Below are 20,188 nucleotides of genomic sequence, written 5' to 3'. Positions count from 1 at the left end.
CTGCTCCCCGTCTGTCCGTGGACTCCTAGTTTTCCACGTCGCCGGAGCAGCTCAACCACACCTGGTGAGGAGAAGGATCAGGCCGACGATCAGCAGGATCGGGACCAGGCTCACCGTCACGAACCCCATGCCGCTGACGAACAGGTGCAACGGCAGCGTGAACAGCCGCCGGATCCGGACGGCCGGCGCGACCAGCACCTCCTCCGTCAGCTCTTGCCAGTACGCCGGGGTCGCCGGTCCGCTCTGCTTGCCGCTCCGGAGCTCAGCGCGCCCGTCGGGAGCGACGACCAGCGTGACGCTCACAGCGGCGCTGATCTCCCCACCGGTCTTCCGCCCGAGTCGCCAGCTGTACCCGGGAGTGCGGGCGATGTGCCGGGTCAGGTTCGGGTAGTCGGCGTCGGACTCGCGATCCGTCCGGATCGCCAGGTACTGCTCGTTGCGGCGCGGGATCGGCCAGGGCAGCTCGAGGAACTCGTAGTCGTCGACCTGTTCGAGCCGCATCCAGCGCCGCATCCGGCGGACGGCGGGATCGATCTCGGCGCGAGCCTCCGCCGCGATCGCTTCGGCCCGCTCCCAGTCGTCCATCCCCCGAGCATCCCGTGGACCAGGGGCAGGCCCTGACGGGCGGCAGGTTCCGGTCAGACCTCGGGGGCCATGGCCTCGTCGACGGAGTCGACGATGGTGAAGACCTTGTGGAGCTTGGTGATGCGCAGGATCTTGGCGACCCGCGGGTGCAGCCCGGCCAGGATCAGCGCACTGCCCTGTACGGCGGCCTGCTGGTGGGTGCCGACCAGTACGCCGAGGCCGCTGGAGTCCATGAACTCCACCTCGGTCAGGTCGAGCACCAGCGGTTTCGTGCCGATCGTGTCCAGCACCGCCCGGAGGGTCTCGGTCAGTGCGGGCGCCGCCTCGAGGTCGACGTCCCCGGACAGCCGCACCAGCGGGTGCGGGCCGAGATGGTCGACCTGGACGGACAGATCCGCGCTGTCGGCAGCCACGATCTGATACTCCTCGGGTTGTCGGCGGTCGGCGCCGGCTGCGCCCGTCAGGCTGACGGTCGCGACGACGGCGGCTCGGGACTGAACCGCCGGTGCGAGCAGTATCACCCGTCGAACCGACAGTTCAACCATCCACACCCGCCGAGACGCCGTTGAGCGCGGAGCGTCAAGCACTCACCACGAACCGTCAACCTTTCAGCCCTGTTTGGGCCAAACCCTCCACGAACTGCCGTTGGGCCAGCACGAAGATCACCAGCACCGGCAACGCGCTCAGCGTCGCGGCCGCGAGCTGGACGTTCCACAGCGCGCCGCCGTACGCGTCGACGTACTGGGTCAGCGCCTGCGGAATCGTGAACCGCTCCTTGCTGGACAGGAAAACGATCGGTTCGAGGAACAGGTTCCAGCTGTGCAGGAAGGTGAAGATCGAGACCGCGCCGATCGCCGGCTTCGCCAGCGGCAGCGAGACCTGCCAGAACAGCCCGAACCGGCCCAGCCCGTCGACCCGGCCGGCCTCCTCCAGCTCGCGCGGCAGCGTGATGAAGAACTGCCGCATGATGAACGTCGCCAGCACGCTCGGTGCCCCGAGCATCGGGATCAGGATCAGCGGCCAGTGCGTGTTCACCATGCCGAGCGCGTCGAACATCCGGTACAGCGGGATGATCGTCACCTCGTTCGGCACCAGCAGCCCGGCCAGTACGACGACGAACACGACGCCCGAGCCGCGGAACGGGATCCGCGCGAACGCGTACCCGGCCAGCGACGACACCACCAGCGTCCCGAGCGTCACCAGTACGGCGATGTAGAGACTGTTCAGGTACTGCTGCCCGAACGGCTGCAACGCGAACACCTGCCGGTACGCGTCGAACGTGACGTCGCGCGGCCACAAGCGCGGCGGGAACGCGAAGATCTCGTTCACCGGCTTCAACGACGTCGTCGCCATCCACCAGGTGGGAAAGACGAACGGCACGCAGCAGACCAGCAGCACGCCGTACACGAGCAACTTCAGCCTACGACTCATGGAACACCCACCTCCGCCGCATCCGCCACTGCAGGACAGTCAAAGCGAGCACGATGACGAACAGCAGCAGCGAGATCGTCGCGCCGTAGCCGAAGTGATGGAACTGGAACGCCTGCTGGTACAGGTAGTAGACGAGCACCGTCGTCGACGTGCCCGGGCCGCCTTGTGTCAGTACGGCGATCTGCGCGAACACCTGCAGCGACCCGACCACGGTCAGGATCGACGTGAGCAGGATCGTCGGGCTGATCAACGGCACGGTGACGCGGCGAAAACGCGCCCACGCCGACGCGCCGTCGATTCGCGCGGCCTCGTACAGCTCGGCCGGAACGCCTTGCAGGGCAGCGAGAAACAGCACCATGTTCAGCCCGACGCCCTTGAACAGCTGGACCACGATCACCGAGATCATCGCGGTGGCGTCACCGCGCAACCAGTTCGGGCCGTCCAGACCGATCAGGTCGAGGAAGCCGTTGATCCCGCCGTTGTCCTGCAGCAGGAAGCCCCAGACGATCGTCCAGGCAACCAGTGTCACGACCACAGGCGAGAAGAACAGCGTCCGGAACACCACGGTCCCGCGCAGCTTCTGGTTCAGCAGTACGGCGAGGAACAGCGCGAGACTCAGGTTGAGCACGACGAGCCCGACCGAGAACAACCCGGTCGCCCGCAACGCCGGACCCAGCCGCGGGTCCGAGGCGAGCTGCTCGAAGTTCGCAGCCCCGACGAAGTCGAACGTGCCGGCGAGCACGTTCCACTCGTGCAGGCTGTACCAGACCACCAGCCCGAGCGGAACGATGACGAAGGCAACGATCCCGACGAGCTGCGGCGCGACCATCAACCATCCGGCGAGCTCGTCGCGCCGCCGCATCGTCCAGTACGGCGCCCGCTCCGGCGACTTGACCAGAGGAGCGGGCTTCGTGTCCAGCAACGTCATTTGGCCAGCAGCGGGTTGATCTTGCCGCAGACGCCGGACATCACGGCCTTCACGTCGGCGTCCGGCTTCCACAGCGGATCGAGCGCGGCGCGCACGGTCTGCTGCAGTTCGGCGTACCCGGTGTGGCTGGTCTTGATGTCGCCGCGCTCGATGCCGTCGATCACGACGCTCTGCAGCTGGGCGGGCTTGAGCAACGGGTTCGCCTTGGCCAGTACGGCGGTCGTCAGCTGCGACTTGCGCGGCGGCGGGAAGAACGCGGCGAGCTTGGCCGAGTTCTCCTGGTTGCTGAAGAAGGCCAGGAAGTCCTTCGCGGCGTCGACATGCTTGCCGCGCTTGAGAACGCCGATCCCGGCCTGCCCGACCACGGCGTACTCACCGGCCGGACCCTTCGGCAGCGGGACCAGGTCCCACTTGAACTTCGCCTTCTCCAGCAGGGCCGCGCGACTGATCTGGGTCAGCACCATCGCGGCGTCGCCGGCGAAGAAGTCCTTGGTGACGCCCGGCCCGGGCATCGCCTGGTCGGTGAACACCATCTTGTGGATCGCGGTCATCGCGGCGACCATCTCGGGCTGGTCGAACCCGCAGGTCTTGCCGTCCTCGCTCCACGGCCGCGCGCCCCAGCCGGCCCAGATCGAGTTCAGCGTGTCCCAGCCCTTGTAGTCGAAGTCGCCGACCACGATGCCGCCCTTGCCGCTTTTCTGTACGGCGGCGCCGGTGGCGGTCGCCTGCTCCCAAGTCCAGTTGCCAGCGGCAACCTGTTGCGCGGGCGTCGGTCGTCCGGCCGCCGTCACCAGGTCGGTGTTGACGAAGACGCCCAGCGGCGAGGTCGAGAACGGGTACGCGAACAGCTGGCCGTCCTGCTCCCAGGTCTTGGTGGTGCTCGGCACCAGGTCCGGGTCCTTGTCGATCGGCGCGAGCGCGCCCGACGTGACGAAGTCCTGCGCCGTGCTCTCCAGGATCCAGGCCAGGTCCGGGACGTTGCCGCCGCCGATCTGGGTGGTCAGTGCGGTCGTGTAGTTCTCGTACGGGATCGACTCGAAGGTGATCTTGCCGACGTCCGGATGGGTCTTCTTGTACTCCGCGGCGATCTGCTCGAACAGCGCGGTGTGCTTGGCGTTCGCGCTCCAGATCGTCATTCGCAGGTCGGCCGGGCCGGACGCGCCGGCATCGTCGGAGCCACCACCGCAGCCGGCCAGCGCCAGCATCGCCGCGACGACACTCGCCGCGGTCAAGGAACGAGATCGCATCAGTCCTCCATCAGTAGCCGGAACTCAATAACCTGAGATGGCCGGCCAGCTCAGTTCGACGCCCTGGGCGACCAGTCGTGCCTGGAAGTCGCTGAGCAGAGCAGGGGTGGCCCGGACCGCGCGGGGGCTGACCCCGTGGTCCAGGCAGAAGGCGGCGAGCATTCCGGCGGCCTCGCCGATGTTCCACTCGACCGGGTGCAGCCGGTAGCAGCCGTTGGTGATGTGCGTGGTGCCGAGGTTCTTGCTCGCGGGCAGCAGGTTCTCGACCCGGCGCGGGATCAGCGCGCCGAGCGGGATCCGGAACGGACTGCTCGCGACGTCGATGTAGTTGTCGCCACCGGTCGAGGGGTGCAGGTCGATCCGGTACATCCCGACGCCCACGCTGTCGTCGTACTCGACCGCACCGGCATCACCTCGTACGGCGACCGACAGGTCCTGCTCGACGACCGTGTACTCCGCCAGGATCCGCCGGGACTCCCGGATGTATGGCGCCTGCGCGAGCCCGTCGGTCGAGCCGAGCAGATCGCCGCGCAGCCGCAACCCGCGGAAGCCGGTGCCGCCGTCGGGACGCGGAGCCTCGGTCTGCAGCCAGTACAGGACCGACTGGGACAGCTCCTTCGCGCCCTGCAGGTGCCGCTCGGCGTCGGGGACGTCGAGGACGTTGCCTTCCAGGTAGTCGATCATCGGCCAGTTCACCAGGCAGATGTCGCTCGCGTACGCACCCGGCCGGAAGTGTCGGCGGGCGGCGATCCGGCGGAAGGTCCACAGGTTCGTGTCGCCGCCGGTACGGCGTTGGTCGGCGACGACGGCGAGCGGGTCGTCGTCCGGGTTCGGGGTGAACGTCCGGCGGGAGGTCTGCAGCGTCCGCGGATCGGGAGCGTTCCACGACAGCATCCGGTCGCCCCAGAACGGCGGCTGGTAGTTGCGCCAGAACGCGTAGTTCGCGGGCTTGTCGCCGACCTGGTCGCCGTCGACGTGGTCGACCGCGAAGCAGTACGAAACCGCCTGCATGTTGAGCGGCTGCGCCGTCGCGGGCGCGCTCGGCTCCTGGGTGTCGGCCTGCGACTCGAAGCCGGTGACGTAGTCCGTGCCGGTCAGCGGCAGCAGCTCGCCGGTCTCGGTCGCGTCCAGGACGTACGGCGCGGTGAGGGTCAGCTCGTCGCCGGTCTCGCGGTGCTGGACCGTCACCGAGGTGACGGTGTCGCCGTCGGTGGTCGCGTCGATCGGCTTGTACGGCTGGAGGATCCGGAGCTGCCGGCTCGCCCGGTACGGCGCGAGCATGGCCTCCATCACCGCGACGGCGACGCGCGGCTCGTGGCAGAGCTTGGAGACGTAGCCCGCGCCCGGGTTGAGCTCGGAGGCTGCCCGTGAGGCCTCGGTGAGCGGGTAGTGGCGGCTGTAGTAGTCGCGGATCCCGTCGCGGAGCGACCGGTACGACGCGGTGACGCCGAACTGCTCGACCCAGGTGTGCTCGTCCGGCGGGACGGCCTGGCTGGTGAGCTGGCCGCCGATCCAGTCGTACTCCTCGGTCATCACCACGTCGCGGCCGGCGCGCAGGGCGGACAGCGCCGCCGCCACTCCGCCGAGACCGCCGCCGATGACGAGTACTTCGGTATGCATCGCTCAGAGACCTTTCGGTGGCGCGAGAGTGCTGCCGTCGACGAGCTCGCACGGCAGCAGTTGCTGGAGGTCGGGGGTGTCGCCGGAGAGGATCGCTTCGAGCAGGCCGACCGCTTGGCGGCCCATCTCCTTGCGCGGGATGTGGAAGCCGGAGTAGTCGACGTCGCTCGGCACCGGCCGGCTCGCGTCGCCGAGCGCGACGACCGACAGGTCGCCGGGCACGGTCAGCCCGCGGCCGCGAGCAGCCTCGGCCAACGCGTCGGCGTCGGCGAGGTCCTCGACGAAGACGGCGGTGACGTGCTTGGCCAGCAGTTCGTCCAGTACGTCGGTCAGCGGGCGATCGGTTGGGGCGACGTGAAGTCCGCGCGCGGCGATCTGCCGGAAGCCGCGGAGGCGGTCGGCGGAGGACTCGGCGCCCTCGCCGGGGCCGACGAAGGCGACCCGCTGGTGGCCGAGCCCCAACGCGCGCTCGGCAAGCGTCGCGGTCGCCGAGACGTAGTCGGCGCCGACGTACGGAACCAAAGCAGAGCTGTCCGGGTTGTCGCGGCGGCCGACCGAGACGAACGGGTAGTTCTCGGTGACCAGGCGCGCGAGTTCTTCGGCTGGGATGTGGCGGCCCAGGAGCAGTGAGCCGTCGGCCAGGCGGAGGCGGTTGTTGGCGTGGAAGACGCGGCGGCGGCCGTCGGTGACCGGGGCGCTCGTGAACAGCAGCAGGTCGAGGCCTCGCTCCTCGGCGCTCTCCTCGATCCCGCTCAGGAACGGGTGGTAGAAGTCCGCGCTCGCACTCGGGAACACCGACTCGTACGTGAAGACGCCGAGGATCTGGTTGCGCTGCTGCTGCAACCGGCGCGCCAGCGGGTCGGCGACGTACCCGGTTTCGCGGATCACCTTGAGCACCCGGTCGCGGGTCTCGGTCGGGATCCGCGCGGAGGCGTCGGCGCGGTTGTTCAGCACCAGGGAGACCGTCGTCTGGCTCACCCGCGCCAGCCGCGCGATGTCCCGTTGCGTCAGTCGCACTGTCGATCTCCCTTGCTAATACGTATTGCCCAGGAACGGTAGAGCGCCCAGCCTAGGGCGTCAAGACTACAGTTCCCGGGTAATACGGATTAGCAAGGATTACGAGGAGGTACTCAGGCGCAGGGTGACCCGGCCGGGGGAGCGGCCGGTGACGTAGACGCGCTGGCCGTCGGGGACGAGCGAGCCGTTGAGCTGGGTGTAGCGCTCGCCCGGATCCATCGCGACGCGGGTCGCGCCGTTGCCCGGGCCGAACTCGATCCGGTCGCTGCCGACGGCGTACGAGCCGGTGCCCTCGACCAGCTGGTAGTTGCCAGGGGCACCCAATGACTCCACCCCGGTCAGCGTCCCGCCGGCCCGGAAGCACAGCTCGATCGCGAACGGAACCGCCGACCCGTCCAGCTCGAAGGTCAGGTCGAAACCGCTGCCGGTCTCGGCGACAGTGACGGTCGTCCGCAGCGTCCGGAACTGCTTCGGCCGGTGCGGGAAGTCCATCGACGCGTAGAACCGGCCGTCGAGCGTGAGCGCGTACGCGCCGTCCTTGCGCCGGTACCGCTTCGGCAGCGGCAGGTGGTACGGGACCTTCACCTCGTCCTCGAGTCGGAACGTGCGCGACCCCGTACGACGTAACCCGTCGCTGCGGAAGTGCCCGGTGCTGAAGAACTGCGGCGACAGCCGGACCGACTCCAGGATCGCGGCGCCCTGGCGGAGCTTGAAGAACGTCGGGTTGGTGGACAGCCCGGACGCGATCACCGGGATGTCGTGGAAGTCCGTCCCGCCGAAGACGGTCGCCGTGCGGTCGCCTCGTCGTACGCGAGCCAGCGAGTGCGCCGGGTACTCGGCCACGAAGTCAGCAGGTGCGGGCTTCAAGCCAGGCAGTGCGGCGGCCAGCTCGGGCCGTTCGAGCACCTCGGCCAGGAAGTCGCCGAGCTCACCGGTCCCGCGCCGTTCGATGTCCTTGGCAACGGTCGCGAACCGGCCGTCGCGGTCGTGCAGCGCGAGCTCACGGAACTGGGTCAGGTACCACCAGACCTCGCGGGCCCGGGTCTGGTCCTGGCGCCGCGAGGCGATCGTGTCGACCTCGCCGTTGGGCTCCAGCAGGTGCAGTGTCGCCTCGAGGTTGCGGCGGACGAAGCCGAGCAGCTCGGGCTTGTGGCGCAGCCAGGCGATCGTCAGCAGGCTCGGGTTGGTGACCTCCGAGGCGTACGTCGCCGACCGTTCGCTGTAGATACCGTCCGGAGTCGCGTCGATGCCCTCGTCCAGCCAGTCGTCGATGCGGGCGGCGTACCGGCGGTCGGGGAACAGGTGATGGGTCCGGGCGAGCGCCGCCGAGACCTCCCACCGGTGGTTCGGAGTGTGGACGCCGCCGGAGGCCAGCGCCGGGCCGGCCTTGCGAATGACGCGTTCGAGGACCGCGCGATGGGGTTCGGTGTCCGCGCTGCCGTCGGCTTCCAGCAAGGAGTAGACCGTGCAGAAGTCCTGCACGGCGAACGCACTGTCCGGCGGCGAGTGCAGATTGCCGACGTCGTACGTGCCGTCGTCGTTCTGCGTGCTCTCGAGTTTGTCGACCAGGAAACGCAGCGGCGTGAGCAGCGTGGCGTCGTGGTGGAAACGCGAGCGGCTCCAGATGTAGCCCGACACCAGGCGGCGGGCTTTGCGCGCGACGTTCCGGACGCTGTCGCCGGTGCTCTGGTAGTTGCCGAGCACGAGCGGGATCTGCGTCTCGTTCACGCGGGTGAGAAGCGTCAGCAGCTCCTCGTCGGCAGCCGCGGGGGCTGCACTGGCGATGCTCGGCAGAACGGTGCCCGCTGACAGCCCAGCGAGCGATCCGGCCAGAAAAGTACGACGCTGCATGAAGCCTCCACAGGCTGGGAAAGCGATTGCCAAATGCCCAGTACTGTTCTTCGACGGCACCGCACTGTCAAGACTTCGCAGGTGTCCGGAATCGGTCACACATTCATCTGGCGAGGTCTTGTCTGAACCGGTTCGCTCCACTACTTTAACCGCTCCGGGTAAACGCTTTCCAATGTCGCCTAGTACTTACTGGAGGAAAGAAAGTGAGTGGGCAGAAGAAGGACAATGTTGCTGCCTACTTGTTCTTGTCCCCGTGGCTGGTCGGCCTGTTCGTCATCACGGTCGGGCCGATGATCGCGTCGCTCTACCTGGCGTTCACCGACTACAACCTGATCCAGGCCCCGCAGTGGATCGGCCTGGAGAACTTCACCCGGATGCTGTCCGACCAGCGGCTGCACAACTCGCTGAAGGTCACCTTCACCTACGTCTTCGTCTCGGTCCCGCTCCAGCTCGCGGTCGCCCTGCTGCTGGCCGTCGTACTGGACCGCGGAGTGCGCGGGATGGCCTTCTACCGTTCGGTGTTCTACCTGCCGTCGCTGCTCGGCTCGAGCGTCGCGATCGCGATCCTGTGGAAGCAGGTGTTCGGCACCGACGGCCTGCTCAACCAGGTGATCGCCCCGCTCGGCTTCGACGGCAAGGGCTGGATCTCCGACCCCAGTACGGCGCTCGGCACGCTCGTCGTCCTGAACGTCTGGACCTTCGGCGCCCCGATGGTGATCTTCCTGGCCGGCCTGCGGCAGATCCCGTCGATGTACTACGAGGCCGCGTCGGTCGACGGCGCCGGCGCGCTGCGGCGGTTCGTGAGCATCACCATGCCGCTGCTGACCCCGATCATCTTCTTCAACCTGGTGCTGCAGATCATCCACGCGTTCCAGTCGTTCACGCAGGCCTTCGTCGTGTCCGGCGGTACGGGCGGTCCGTCGGACTCGACGATGTTCTACACGCTGTACCTCTACGACCGTGGCTTCGGCAATTTCGACATGGGCTACGCCTCGGCGATGGCGTGGTTCCTGCTCGTGATCATCGGGGTCTTCACCGCGGCGAACTTCGTCGCCTCGAAGTACTGGGTGTTCTATGACGACTGAGACCCTGCCCCGGTCGGTCCCGGCCACCTCCGGTACGACGCTCGCCTGGCGGCGGGTCCGGCCCGCGCTGACCCACCTCGCGCTCGCCGCGACCGCGGTGGTGATGCTCTACCCGGTGATCTGGATGGTGGTCAGCTCACTGCGGCCCGGCAACGAGATCTTCCGCGACCCCGGCATCCTGGTCCGCGACCTGCGGATCGAGAACTACCGGGTCGGCTGGAACGCGCTGACCGAACCGTTCACCCGCTACCTGCTGAACTCGGCGGCCGTCGTACTGGGGTCGATCGTCGGGAACCTGGTGTCCTGCTCGATGGCCGCCTACGCGTTCGCCCGGCTGAACTTCACCGGCAAGAGGTTCTGGTTCGCGATCATGCTGGTCACGATCATGCTGCCGATCCACGTGGTGATCGTGCCGCAGTACATCCTGTTCAGCCAGGCCGGCTGGATCAACACGTTCCTGCCGCTGATCGTGCCGAAGCTGCTGGCCACCGACGCGTTCTTCGTCTTCCTGATGGTCCAGTTCATCCGCGGCATCCCGCGCGAGCTGGACGAGGCGGCCCGGATCGACGGCTGCGGCAAGGGCGGCATCTTCCTGCGGGTGATCCTGCCGCTGATGGTGCCGGCGCTCGCGACCACGACGATCTTCACGTTCATCTGGACCTGGAACGACTTCTTCAGCCAGCTGATCTACCTGACCGATCCGAAGATGTACACCGTCCCGGTCGCGCTGCGGGCCTTCGTCGACGCCACCGCGAGCACGTCGTGGGGATCGCTGTTCGCGATGTCGGTGGTCTCACTGGTCCCGGTCTTCCTCGCGTTCCTGCTCGGCCAGCGGTTCCTGATCAAGGGCATCGCGACCACCGGCATCAAGTAGTCCCCGTAGTAGTTCTGCTCATCAGAAAGGTTCACCACCATGAGGCCGCTACCCCGACTGACCGCACCGCCGCGCCGGCGGGTGCGGGCCCTGGCCGCCGTCGCGATGGCCGCCGCCCTGCTGGCCACCAGCGCCTGCGGGGGCGACTCCGGCGGTGGCGGCGGTGACTCCGCCAGTGGAGAGGTCACCCTCAGGTTCAACTGGTGGGGGTCCGACACCCGCCACAAGATCACCCAGCAGGTGATCGACTCCTTCCAGAAGGAGAACCCGAACATCAAGATCAAGGGCGAGTTCGGCGAGTGGGCCGGCTACTGGGACAAGCTCGCCACCACCGTCGCCGCGAACGACGCGCCCGACGTGATCCAGATGGACGAGAAGTACCTGCGCGAGTACGCCGACCGCGGTGCGCTGCTCGACCTGAAGAAGGCCGACGGGCTGGACACCGGCAAGTTCGAGCCGGACACGCTCGGCGCCGGCGAGTTCGACGGCGGCCTGTACGGGCTGAACGCCGGCATCAACGCGTTCACGATCGTCGCGAACCCGGCCGTGTTCAAGGCGGCCGGGGTGGCGATCCCGGACGACACGAAGTGGACCTGGGACGACTACGCCAAGACCGCGGCCGAGATCAGCCAGAAGCTCAACGGCAAGGGCTGGGGTACGGCGGCGTACGGCACGAACGACGCGAGCCTGAACATGTGGGCGCGGCAGCAGGGCGAGTCGCTGTTCACCGAGGACGGCAAGCTCGGGGTCAGCAAGGACAAGCTCGCGCAGTACTGGACGAACCTGCTGGCGCTGCAGTCGTCGAAGGCGACGCCGTCGGCGGAGTTCACCTCGCAGGACATGACCGCGCCGCTCGACCAGTCCGGGATGGCGACCGGGAAGCTCGCGATGGGCTACGCCTGGAGCAACCAGCTCAACGCGCTGAGCAAGGCGTCGGGTGAGCAGCTCAAGCTGCTGCGGCTGCCGAGCGCGACCGGCAAGGCGACCGAGAACGGGGCCTACTACAAGGGCTCGATGTTCTGGTCGATCTCGTCGCGGTCGAAGCACCCGAAGGAGGCCGCGAAGTTCGTCAGCTACCTGGCCAACAACACGACCGCCGGGAACCTGTTGCTCGCCGAGCGGGGCGTCCCGCCGAACACGGAGATCCGCGCCGCGGTCACCTCGAAGCTGCAGCCCGCCGATGCTTCCTCCGCGGCCTTCATCCAGGCCATCGCCAAGGAGCTCGGCAAGCCGTCGCCGCCCCCGCCGGTCGGTGGAGGACAGGTCGAGAAGATCATCCAGCGCTACACCACCGAGGTACTCTTCGGCCGTCTGTCACCTGCGGACGCCGCCCAGAAGTTCCTCGACGAGATGAACAACGAGCTCGCCAAATAACGGTGCAGGAGGCAACCGCCAGATGAAGCCGAGGATCGCAGTGGTGGGCGTGCACGGACACGGCACCACGCACGTCCGCCACTGCTCCGACCTGCACACCACAGGCCGGATCCACTTCACCGCCGTCGCCGACCCCCAGCTCGCCCAGCCAGGCGTCGGGGGAGCGAGGAGCGAGCCTGCCCTGCCAGCGGGGCTGGGTGCCGAGTCCGGCCGGGCGGCCGAGCCCGGCTCGCCGGCGAAGCCAGGCGTCGGGGGCGCCGCGCCCTCCCCCTCCTCCCCGCCCGCCCCCGGCGCAGCCGGGGGCGGGCGGGTTACCCGGGTGGAGGACTTGCCCGAGGGCACTCAAGTCTTCGCCGATCTGGCGAGCTTGCTGGCGAGTGTCGAGGTCGACGTGGTGGTGATCAGCACACCTATTCACACCCATGTCCCCTTGGCGGAGTTGGCCTTGCGCGCCGGCGCGGATGTCTTGCTGGAGAAGCCTCCTGCTGCTTCGCTCGGGGAGTTCCAGCGGTTGTTGGAGGTGGTGGAAGAGACCGGGCGAGCGTGTCAGGTCGGGTTCCAGGTGCACGGGTCCATAGCCGCGAGGACGATGAAGCAGTGGGTGGCGGACGGGCGGCTCGGTGAAGTACGGGGGATCGGGACCGTGGGCACCTGGATCCGGAAACAGGAGTACTGGCAGCGCGCCCGATGGGCCGGGCGGCGCGAGCTCGACGGCGTCGCCGTGGTGGACGGCGCGGTGACCAACGCGTTCGCGCACTCGTCGGCGACTGCTCTGCTGGTCGACGGATCAGGGACGGCCGAGCAGGTGACCAGCGTGGAGACCGAGCTGTACCGCGCGAACCCGATCGAGTCCGACGACACCTCGACCGTCCGGATCCGAACCACCCGCGGTACGACGATCGTTGCCGCGCTCACCTTGGCCGCGGAGCCGCCGGGCGGCGACCCGCGGATCATCGTGCACGGCTCGCGCGGCCGCGCCGTACTGACGTATTCGTCCGACCGCCTGGACCTGACCGTCGACGGCATCACCACCACCAGTACGCCGTCCGAACGCGACGACCTGCTGCTCAACCTGATCGAGCACCGCGAGGACCCGACCGTCGAACTGCTCGCACCGCTCGAACAGCTCGGCGGCTTCACCAAGGTCCTCGAAGCCGTACGACTCGCTAAACCACCGCAGCTGATCGACCCGGCGTACATCACCTGGCAAGGCGAAGGACAACAACGCCACCCGTCCGTCACCGACGTCAACAAGTGGGCCGAGCAGGCGGCCGAGAACCTCGCGCTGTTCAGCGAGCTCAACGCCCCCTGGGCGACCTCACAGTAGGCGCCCGGCGGCCAGGCGAAGCTCCGCCAGTTCGCGTGCAAGGATCCGCAGCGCCGCTGGTAGTCGGGCGTCAAGCCATTCCAGTACGTCATCGCGGTTGCCCCGGCGAAGTCGGTTATGCCAAGCCGTCCGTTGGCGGGAGTACGGAAGGTTCCGACAACGGCTCTCAGGGAAGGGCTGCGGGGACTACACTTGAATTGACTACTGCGGCGGTCTCACGCAGGAACAACTCAATGACCTGAATGACAGAGTCGCACTGCTTGCCGACTGCAGTCATGTCCCGATGACGACGGCCGCGGTCCCCTCGACCGGAGGGATCCAGCAGGTCGAGTTCGTGGCTGATCTCATTGCGAGCGGCGAAGAAGGGTTTCAGGCTTTCAAGGTACTGGTCGTCTAGATACTGATCAGATAGCCCGAGGGCGTTGCGTACCGCCTGGAGGTCCGTCCAAGACTGAAGGCTCGATCCCGCGAGATCCTCGACGTAGAGGTCGATCAGTTGCGCGCGTGGATCGTCTGCGGTGATGGCGTTCTTGGTTGCCTTGGTGAGGTTGCCTTGGAGCCGACTCTCGTGCAGATAGCCGATGAATTTGCCGTTCGCTGGCCCTCCCGCTTTGATCAGAACCGGAAGAACATCACGGAGGAGCCTGCGAAGGCAGGCGTCCAACCCGGCGGACGTGAAGACGATCGCGGCACGAACCTGGTCGAGCTGGTCATCCGTGAGCCGACGTGGATTCCCCTCCTCTGCGGCGCGCTCGCGAAGAACATGAAGGGTGTCGAACAGGCCACAGATCGCCTTGTGTGTGGCAACGAGACGTACCCAGCTCGGCGTCACTTGAGATGGGCAGCCGCGTGGTTTTCGACCAATCGCTGAGAGGTTTACGCGAGTCAGCTTTGGTCTACGACCTGTGTCAGGACTCATTAGTAGGTAGTCTTCCTGTTGACGAAACTGCAGGCGAACAGCATGTCGTGCCGCGTCTTCGCGCTCAAGACCAGGCCTCACAGTAGGCGCCCGGCGGCCAGGCGAAGCTCCGCCAGTTCGCCGGCCGCCCAGCCTTCTCCACGCGACTCGGTGCCGTACCACTGTGGCTTGCGCACCAGATGGAAGTACAGGTTCGAGATCCGCCCAACCACCCCGAGCCAGTCGATCGCCGCGAGATCCGCCATCGGGATCTCGCGATGACGCTGATAGCCGGCAAGGAACGAAGGCCAGTACGGCGTCGAGGCGACACCGCAGAAGTCGGCCGCCAGGAACCCCTCACCGGCCAGGTCGAAGTCGTGCAGGTTCAGCCCCTCCGGCGTGACCAGCACGTTGTCCATCGACACGTCCCCATGACGGATCCCACGACTCGCGCCCTCGGCAACCTTCCCCGGTACGGCGGCCGCCAGCACCTGGACGACCTCCGCATCAGCCGGCGAGACCAGCGGCACGATCTCGCCGACGACTCGGCCGAGAGCGTCCGGGTGCTCGGCGGCCCGGCGTACCGGTGTGTAGGTCTCGGCCGCGAGGTGGAAGCGCGCGATCAACTCCCCGAACGCCAGGTAGAGCTCGTCGCTGAACGGCGGCTGCGGCTTGCGCCCCTCGACGAACGCGGTCAGCACGAACGGCCGATCACCTTCGGGCAGAGCCAGTACGCCGGTCGACGCACCGTCGGCGAGTGGCTGCACCGGCGGCGTCGCGACCTTGCCGAGCAGATGACCGGAAAGTCCTGCCTCCCAACGGATGTCGGCCAGCGGGCGGCCGGCGTACAGCTTGAGGACGAACGCCTCGGCCGGCGTGGTCAGTTCGTACACGTCGTTGACCAGCGAACGGCGCAGCACGCACCCGGTGAAGGGCAGTTGGTAGACCTCCGCGAGGTGGTCGCGCAGGCCGTCGGGGTGGGGCAACGATCTCAGGGTGCGGACCATGTGATGTCCTTTGCGTGACGTCGCGGGGGTGGCAGGCGTTGGAGAGTACTGAAGCAGACGATTCCGTACTCGGGCGCCTCGCAGGAAGCGGGTTTTCCTGCGGGTCGGATGAGGCTCGAGGGGTAGGACGGAATCGTTGTACGGATTCACCTCCCCTGAACGCCCCAGGAACCGGTAGCCTCGTGCAGCCGCTGCAGTACATGCCTGGGGAGGCCCAGACGGTCGCGGTACGACGACCACCACCGACGAACTGCCGGAGAGCCCAAACCGGTCAGGAGATCACGTCTTGCAGGAGAACACCAGCACCAGTTCCGGCGAACTCGGAAACGTACCCCTCACAGGTGCGGACAAGGTCGCCTACGCCTTCTACGCCACCGCGGCCACGGCCGCACTCGTCGGCCAGGTCTGGGCCGGCGTCACCCACATCCCCTGGCCCGACGAGGGCTTCTCGACGTTCCTGAAGATCGCCCTCGTCACTCCCGCCGTCGCCGTCATCGAGCTCGGCGGTGTGGCGACCGCTGCGCTCGCCGACCTGCGCCGGCGCAAGGGCGAGCAGGCCTACGCCTACCGCGCGATGTCGCTGTTCGCGGCGATCGTCGCCCTCGTCTTCAACGTCGTCGGCCACTGGCGGCCCGAGGAGCGCTTCCTGGCCTTCGGCTTCGGCGGCCTGTCCGCGTTCGCCTACGTGCTCTGGCTGATCCACAGCTCGGCCCGCCGGCGCGACGCGCTGCGCGTCGCCGGTCAGATGGCCAACACCGGACCTGTGTACGGCGTCGTGCAGTGGATGCGCGAGCCGCGGCTGACCTGGCAGGCCCGGTCGCTCGCGATCGAGCACGGCTACGGGATGTTCGAGAGCCTGCGGGCGGCCCGTGACCATGTCCGCAACGCGGCCCGGCGGAACGCGATCGCCGGAACGGTCGCGGAGTACATCCGTTCCGAGCACCAGGACGAGCGGCTGGCCAAGATCGCCGAGACGACCTACGACGCGGACCGGCTGGCCGGGATGCTCGAGGAGCGGATCAACTACGAGGTCGTCACCAACAAGCTGACCCGCGCCATCTCGCCGCCGCCGGAGGAGCCGCCGGCCGAGGAGCGCAACGACCTGCGCGCAGCGGTCTGGGTGGTCGAGGGCAAGGCGCTGAAGGCGCAGCAGGTGCGCGCCGACGGCGGCGTCAACATCCGCGACGAGGACGCCTGGGGCGAGGCGATGACCGGTGAGCTGATGGCCATCGTCGACCCGCCGGTCAACGCCGAGGGTGTCGCCGAGGCCGAGGTGGTCGAGGACGAGGCCGAGCACGTGGTCAACGGATCGCGGAAGCCCGTGAAGGCGTCGCCGGTGGTGCAGAAGCCGCAGGAGCCGTCACCGTTCGCGCCGGCCGACCAGGTCGCGCGCCCCGGCGTACCGGAGCCTGTCGAGTCGGTCCTGCCGCCGGTGCTCCCGGAGCCGGTCGTCGTCGAGCCGGCCAAGCCGGCCAAGGCCAAGCCCGCGCCGAAGGTCGTCGCGGCCGAGGGCGAGCCCGAGCCGACCGACCTCGAGAAGCGCCGGATGCGCGCGTGGAACATGCTCTCGGACTGGCCGGAAGGTCACGAGCGCAACGCGAAGAAGCTCGCCGAGGCGATCGGCTGCAGCGAGCCGATGGCCAGCCGCTTCATCGAGCAGTACGAGACCGAGCACGACCTGGTCTCACAGAACTGAGCCTCTCACCCGACCCCCGCTCCGGCTGCGCCGGAGCGGGGGTCGGGTGTTTGTGGGGGAGGGGAGCGCCGCCCCGAGGCCTGCGGGCAAGCCCGCGGCCGTTCAGTGTCCGAGGTTGACGGGGAGTTCGGCGAGGCCGCTGACCAGGACTCTTCGCCATTCGAGTTCTTCGGCGGGCTTGGCCAACGACATCTTGGGGAAGCGGCGGAGCAGGGCCAGCAAAGACTCCTGGAGCTCGATGCGAGCGAGCTGGGCGCCGAGGCAGAAGTGCGGGCCGAAGCCGAAGGAGAGTTGCTTGTTCTCCTTGCGGTCCAGCTGCAGCTCGTCGGGGTTGGTGAAGGCCCGCGGATCGCGGTTCGCCGAGTTGAGCGCGGCCATCACGCCCTCACCGGCCTTGATCTGTACGCCGTGCAGCTCGAGGTCCTCGACCGCGACGCGCAGCTGCCCGACCTCCGAGAAGCGGTTGAACCGCAGCAGCTCTTCCACCGCTGACGGCACCAGCGTGTGGTCGTCGACGAGCCGCGCCCAGTTCTCCGGCCAGCGCAGCAACGTCGCGACGCAGCTGGAGATCTGGTTCGCCGACGTCTCGTGGCCGGCGACCAGCAGGTTCACCCCGAAGGCGATCAGCTCCTCCTGGCTGAGCCGATCTCCCGCCTCCCGCGCGCGGACCAACTCGTCGAGCAGGTCCTCGGCCGGCTTGTCGGCGTTCGCGAGCTTCCGGTCGACCAGTTCCTCGATGTACGCCGTCAGCGCGGTCATCGCGTTCTCGACCAGGTCCTTCTCGGCCATCTTCATGCTGTAGCCGAGCTCGGTCCACTCCCGGAACTGCTCGCGGTCCTCGTACGGTACGCCGAGCAGCTGGCAGATCACCTGGATCGGCAACGGCAGCGCGACCAGCTGCCGGATGTCCGCACCGTCACCCGCCTTGGCGACGTCGTCCGCGAGCTGTGCCGACAGTTCCGCGACCCACGGCCGGGTCCGCTCGATCCGCCGGTGCGCGAACGTCGTGGACACGAGTTTGCGCAGCCGGCTGTGCTCGGGCGGATCGGTCGTGGTCAGGCTGTTCGGCATCGGCTTGGCCAGCGCGACCCGCGGCGCGCCCTGCTTGACCACCGCGGCCCGCGAGAACCGCGGGTCGGCCAGCACCAGCTTCACGTCGTCGTACCGGGTGACCAGCCAGACCTCGGCCCCGGCCAGCGTCCGCACCCGCGCCACCGGCCGGTTCTCCCGCAGTTCCGCGAAGGTCGGCGAGGGATCGAACCGGAACGCGTCGTCGAACGGGATGTTCAGCACGGTCTCCGTCATGGCTCGACCCTATGTACTTAGGTCACCCTTCGCTCGACGTCCCAGCGGGTCGTGTGAGTGCAGGCGTCGGGTCTCAGCTGGTCGCGTGGGCGCCGGACGTCGGGGCTCAGCGGGTCGCGTGGGTGCGCAGGGTGTCGGCGAGGCGGCTGTAGTCGTCACCTCCGTGGCCGTCATCGATGGCCTGCAGGGCGACGGCGTGGGCGGCCTTGAGAACTCCGGCGTCGAGGCCGTGCTGCTCGGAGGCGTGGATGATGTGCTCGAGACTTGCGGCCGCCGAGGCGATGTTCGAGAACGTGCCGGGGTGGTCGCCGCTGTCGATGTTCGCCGCGAGTGCGTCCAGGCTCGGCGACAGCAGGTCGCTGATGCCGCGGGCGAAGCCGGCCAGGTCCGCGGCGGCGATGTTCTCCGCCTTGGCCAGCGCGAACGCGTGCATGATGCCGGTCATCGCGGTCCAGAAGATGCCGAGCAGTGCGACGTCGTGCGCGGCGGCCCGGCCGTGGTCCTCGCCGAGATGGGTCGCGCTTCCACCCAGCGCGTCGAGCGTCGGCGTGTGGTCGTCGTACAGGGCTCGCGGTCCGCTGTAGAGGAAGACCGCGTCCGGTCCGCCGATGGTGACGGTCGGGGTCATGATCGCGCCGTCGAGATAGTCGATTCCGCGCGCGGCCGCCCACTCCGCCGTACGACGTGCGCGCTCGGGGGTGTCCGCGGTCAGGTTGACGACCGTGCGGCCCTTCAGCTCCTCGGCGGCGGCGTCGAGGATCGCGTCGGTGGCGTCGTAGTCGATCACGCAGACGACCACCAAGGGGCTCGCGGCAACGGCTTCGGCGGCGCTGGTGGCGACCACGGCTCCGGTGAGATCGGCGGCCTTGCCCGGCGTACGGTTCCAGACGGTGGTGGGATGGCCGGCGGCGAGGAACGCGGCGGCGAGGGCCTTGCCCATCGGGCCCAGGCCGAGAACAGTCACTGGTGTGCGGGAATTGTCGGTCATGTCCGGCACGCTAGACATTCACATCAGTGTGAGAGTCAACCTCGGGAGACCAGATGCGCATCGGTGAACTGTCCCGCCGGACCGGCGTCAGCGGCCGCCTCTTGCGGTACTACGAGGAGCAGAGCCTGCTCGCCCCGGACCGCACCTCGACCGGCTACCGGATCTACGAGGAGGCCGACGTCCAGCGCGTCCGCCACATCCGCGTCCTGCTCGGCGCGGGCCTCGGCACCACCACGATCGCCGAGCTGCTCCCGTGCATGACCGAGTCCGACGGCGACCTGGTCGCGATCTGCCCCGAGCTCGTCCCCCAGTTCGAGAAGGAACGCGAACGCATCACCGCCACCATCACGTCCCTCGAAACAGCCCGCACCGCCCTGACGGCCATCATCGCGGCACCCCTCCCGGAGGGCGTCTACCAGGCGTCATGACTCCCAGACCGGGACCGACGGGAGACCGTGGCGGGCTCGGGCGTGGTCGGTGAGTTCTTGGATGAGGGTGGTTTTGGCCTTGGTGTAGTCGAGGCCGGTGAGGCCTTCGGCAGCGAGGGTGCGTTTGAGGTCGGAGTAGCGGCGTACGGCGTCGGGGGTGTCGCGGAGGTAGTCCCGGAGCAGGCGTTGGTTGAGGTGGTCCCAGGCGGCGGCGGGGAAGACGTGCAGGTTGTGGGTGAGGACGCCGTCGACGACCCGCGTGTACGTACGCCGGTTGGGTGGGCCGTCGGGGTTGTACTCGAAGCCGAGGTCGGCGAGGGCCTTGTCGTCGAAGTCCACGTCCACGGCGACAGCGCGGGCGGCGATGTCGATGACGGGCTTGGCGACCAGGCCGGGGACCGCGGTGCTGCCGATGTGTTCGATGGCGTCGACCGAGTCGCCGAAGGCGGCGGTCAGGCGGGCGGCCATTTCGGCGTACTGGGTGGGCCAGCTGGAGTCGTAGTCGGCGAGGACTGTCATGTCGGTGA

The 20,188-nt window shown here is 68.2% G+C and carries 19 protein-coding genes; 6 read left to right on the top strand and 13 right to left on the bottom strand.

The genetic code is table 11. The features are described 5' to 3' along the window. Window positions 1-51: 51 nt before the first annotated feature. The 8 genes from ACYVIO_RS01980 to ACYVIO_RS01945 form a co-directional block, all read right to left on the bottom strand. Entirely contained in the window at window positions 52-585 is a 534-nt protein-coding gene (locus tag ACYVIO_RS01980; protein WP_460648891.1) for a hypothetical protein, read from the bottom strand. A 53-nt stretch (window positions 586-638) separates the two neighbouring features. Further along, a complete protein-coding gene (locus ACYVIO_RS01975; RefSeq protein WP_460648890.1) occupies window positions 639-1,106 on the bottom strand; it encodes an STAS domain-containing protein in 468 nt (155 codons plus the stop codon). A 79-nt stretch (window positions 1,107-1,185) separates the two neighbouring features. Then, window positions 1,186-2,016 carry a carbohydrate ABC transporter permease gene (locus tag ACYVIO_RS01970; RefSeq protein WP_460648889.1) on the bottom strand — a complete coding sequence of 277 codons (831 nt, stop codon included), beginning with the start codon at window positions 2,014-2,016 and terminating at the stop codon, window positions 1,186-1,188. Next, a complete protein-coding gene (locus ACYVIO_RS01965) occupies window positions 2,006-2,944 on the bottom strand; it encodes a carbohydrate ABC transporter permease (RefSeq protein WP_460648888.1) in 939 nt (312 codons plus the stop codon). Before ACYVIO_RS01965 ends, ACYVIO_RS01970 begins: the two co-directional genes overlap by 11 nt. After that, complete coding sequence (locus tag ACYVIO_RS01960; protein WP_460648887.1) at window positions 2,941-4,191, bottom strand: ABC transporter substrate-binding protein; 1,251 nt, start codon at window positions 4,189-4,191, stop codon at window positions 2,941-2,943. The genes ACYVIO_RS01965 and ACYVIO_RS01960 overlap by 4 nt, the downstream gene beginning before the upstream one ends. A 24-nt stretch (window positions 4,192-4,215) precedes the next feature. Further along, window positions 4,216-5,811 carry an FAD-dependent oxidoreductase gene (locus tag ACYVIO_RS01955; protein WP_460648886.1) on the bottom strand — a complete coding sequence of 532 codons (1,596 nt, stop codon included), beginning with the start codon at window positions 5,809-5,811 and terminating at the stop codon, window positions 4,216-4,218. A gap of 3 nt (window positions 5,812-5,814) precedes the next feature. Next, a complete protein-coding gene (locus ACYVIO_RS01950) occupies window positions 5,815-6,828 on the bottom strand; it encodes a LacI family DNA-binding transcriptional regulator (protein ID WP_460648885.1) in 1,014 nt (337 codons plus the stop codon). Between the two features lie 99 nt (window positions 6,829-6,927). Further along, the gene (locus ACYVIO_RS01945) at window positions 6,928-8,679 is read right to left on the bottom strand and encodes a hypothetical protein (protein ID WP_460648884.1); all 1,752 of its coding nucleotides are present in this window, start codon (window positions 8,677-8,679) and stop codon (window positions 6,928-6,930) included. Window positions 8,680-8,882: 203 nt separating this feature from the next. Here ACYVIO_RS01945 and ACYVIO_RS01940 point away from each other — a divergent pair, with 203 nt between their 5' ends. The 4 genes from ACYVIO_RS01940 to ACYVIO_RS01925 are packed head-to-tail and all read left to right on the top strand — an operon-like array spanning window position 8,883 to window position 13,339. Further along, window positions 8,883-9,764: a carbohydrate ABC transporter permease gene (locus tag ACYVIO_RS01940; protein WP_460648883.1), complete on the top strand. Its 882-nt coding sequence runs from the start codon at window positions 8,883-8,885 to the stop codon at window positions 9,762-9,764. Beyond that, window positions 9,754-10,638, top strand: coding sequence for a carbohydrate ABC transporter permease (locus ACYVIO_RS01935; RefSeq protein ID WP_460648882.1), 885 nt, complete (start codon window positions 9,754-9,756; stop codon window positions 10,636-10,638). Before ACYVIO_RS01940 ends, ACYVIO_RS01935 begins: the two co-directional genes overlap by 11 nt. 39 nt (window positions 10,639-10,677) lie before the next feature. After that, window positions 10,678-12,012, top strand: coding sequence for an ABC transporter substrate-binding protein (locus ACYVIO_RS01930; RefSeq protein WP_460648881.1), 1,335 nt, complete (start codon window positions 10,678-10,680; stop codon window positions 12,010-12,012). A 22-nt stretch (window positions 12,013-12,034) separates the two neighbouring features. Then, window positions 12,035-13,339 carry a Gfo/Idh/MocA family protein gene (locus tag ACYVIO_RS01925; protein ID WP_460648880.1) on the top strand — a complete coding sequence of 435 codons (1,305 nt, stop codon included), beginning with the start codon at window positions 12,035-12,037 and terminating at the stop codon, window positions 13,337-13,339. A gap of 166 nt (window positions 13,340-13,505) precedes the next feature. Here ACYVIO_RS01925 and ACYVIO_RS01920 read toward each other — a convergent pair whose 3' ends face one another. Next, the gene (locus tag ACYVIO_RS01920) at window positions 13,506-14,171 is read right to left on the bottom strand and encodes a hypothetical protein (RefSeq protein ID WP_460648879.1); all 666 of its coding nucleotides are present in this window, start codon (window positions 14,169-14,171) and stop codon (window positions 13,506-13,508) included. Between the two features lie 164 nt (window positions 14,172-14,335). Further along, the gene (locus tag ACYVIO_RS01915) at window positions 14,336-15,244 is read right to left on the bottom strand and encodes a phosphotransferase enzyme family protein (RefSeq protein ID WP_460648878.1); all 909 of its coding nucleotides are present in this window, start codon (window positions 15,242-15,244) and stop codon (window positions 14,336-14,338) included. 286 nt (window positions 15,245-15,530) lie between these two features. Here ACYVIO_RS01915 and ACYVIO_RS01910 point away from each other — a divergent pair, with 286 nt between their 5' ends. Next, complete coding sequence (locus ACYVIO_RS01910; protein ID WP_460648877.1) at window positions 15,531-16,940, top strand: hypothetical protein; 1,410 nt, start codon at window positions 15,531-15,533, stop codon at window positions 16,938-16,940. A 102-nt stretch (window positions 16,941-17,042) separates the two neighbouring features. Here ACYVIO_RS01910 and ACYVIO_RS01905 read toward each other — a convergent pair whose 3' ends face one another. Further along, window positions 17,043-18,245 carry a cytochrome P450 gene (locus ACYVIO_RS01905; protein ID WP_460648876.1) on the bottom strand — a complete coding sequence of 401 codons (1,203 nt, stop codon included), beginning with the start codon at window positions 18,243-18,245 and terminating at the stop codon, window positions 17,043-17,045. Window positions 18,246-18,351: 106 nt separating this feature from the next. Then, a complete protein-coding gene (locus ACYVIO_RS01900; protein ID WP_460648875.1) occupies window positions 18,352-19,233 on the bottom strand; it encodes an NAD(P)-dependent oxidoreductase in 882 nt (293 codons plus the stop codon). Window positions 19,234-19,286: 53 nt separating this feature from the next. Between ACYVIO_RS01900 and ACYVIO_RS01895 the strand changes: the two genes are divergently transcribed. Next, entirely contained in the window at window positions 19,287-19,661 is a 375-nt protein-coding gene (locus tag ACYVIO_RS01895) for a MerR family transcriptional regulator (RefSeq protein ID WP_460648874.1), read from the top strand. Here the strand turns inward: ACYVIO_RS01895 and ACYVIO_RS01890 are convergent. Beyond that, window positions 19,656-20,180 (bottom strand): GrpB family protein, encoded by a 525-nt coding sequence (locus ACYVIO_RS01890; RefSeq protein WP_460648873.1) that lies wholly within the window; start codon window positions 20,178-20,180, stop codon window positions 19,656-19,658. The genes ACYVIO_RS01895 and ACYVIO_RS01890 overlap by 6 nt on opposite strands. Between the last annotated feature and the right edge of the window lie 8 nt (window positions 20,181-20,188).

The organism is Kribbella endophytica (genome assembly GCF_054781295.1).
This window is presented reverse-complemented; position numbering and strand designations above follow the sequence as displayed.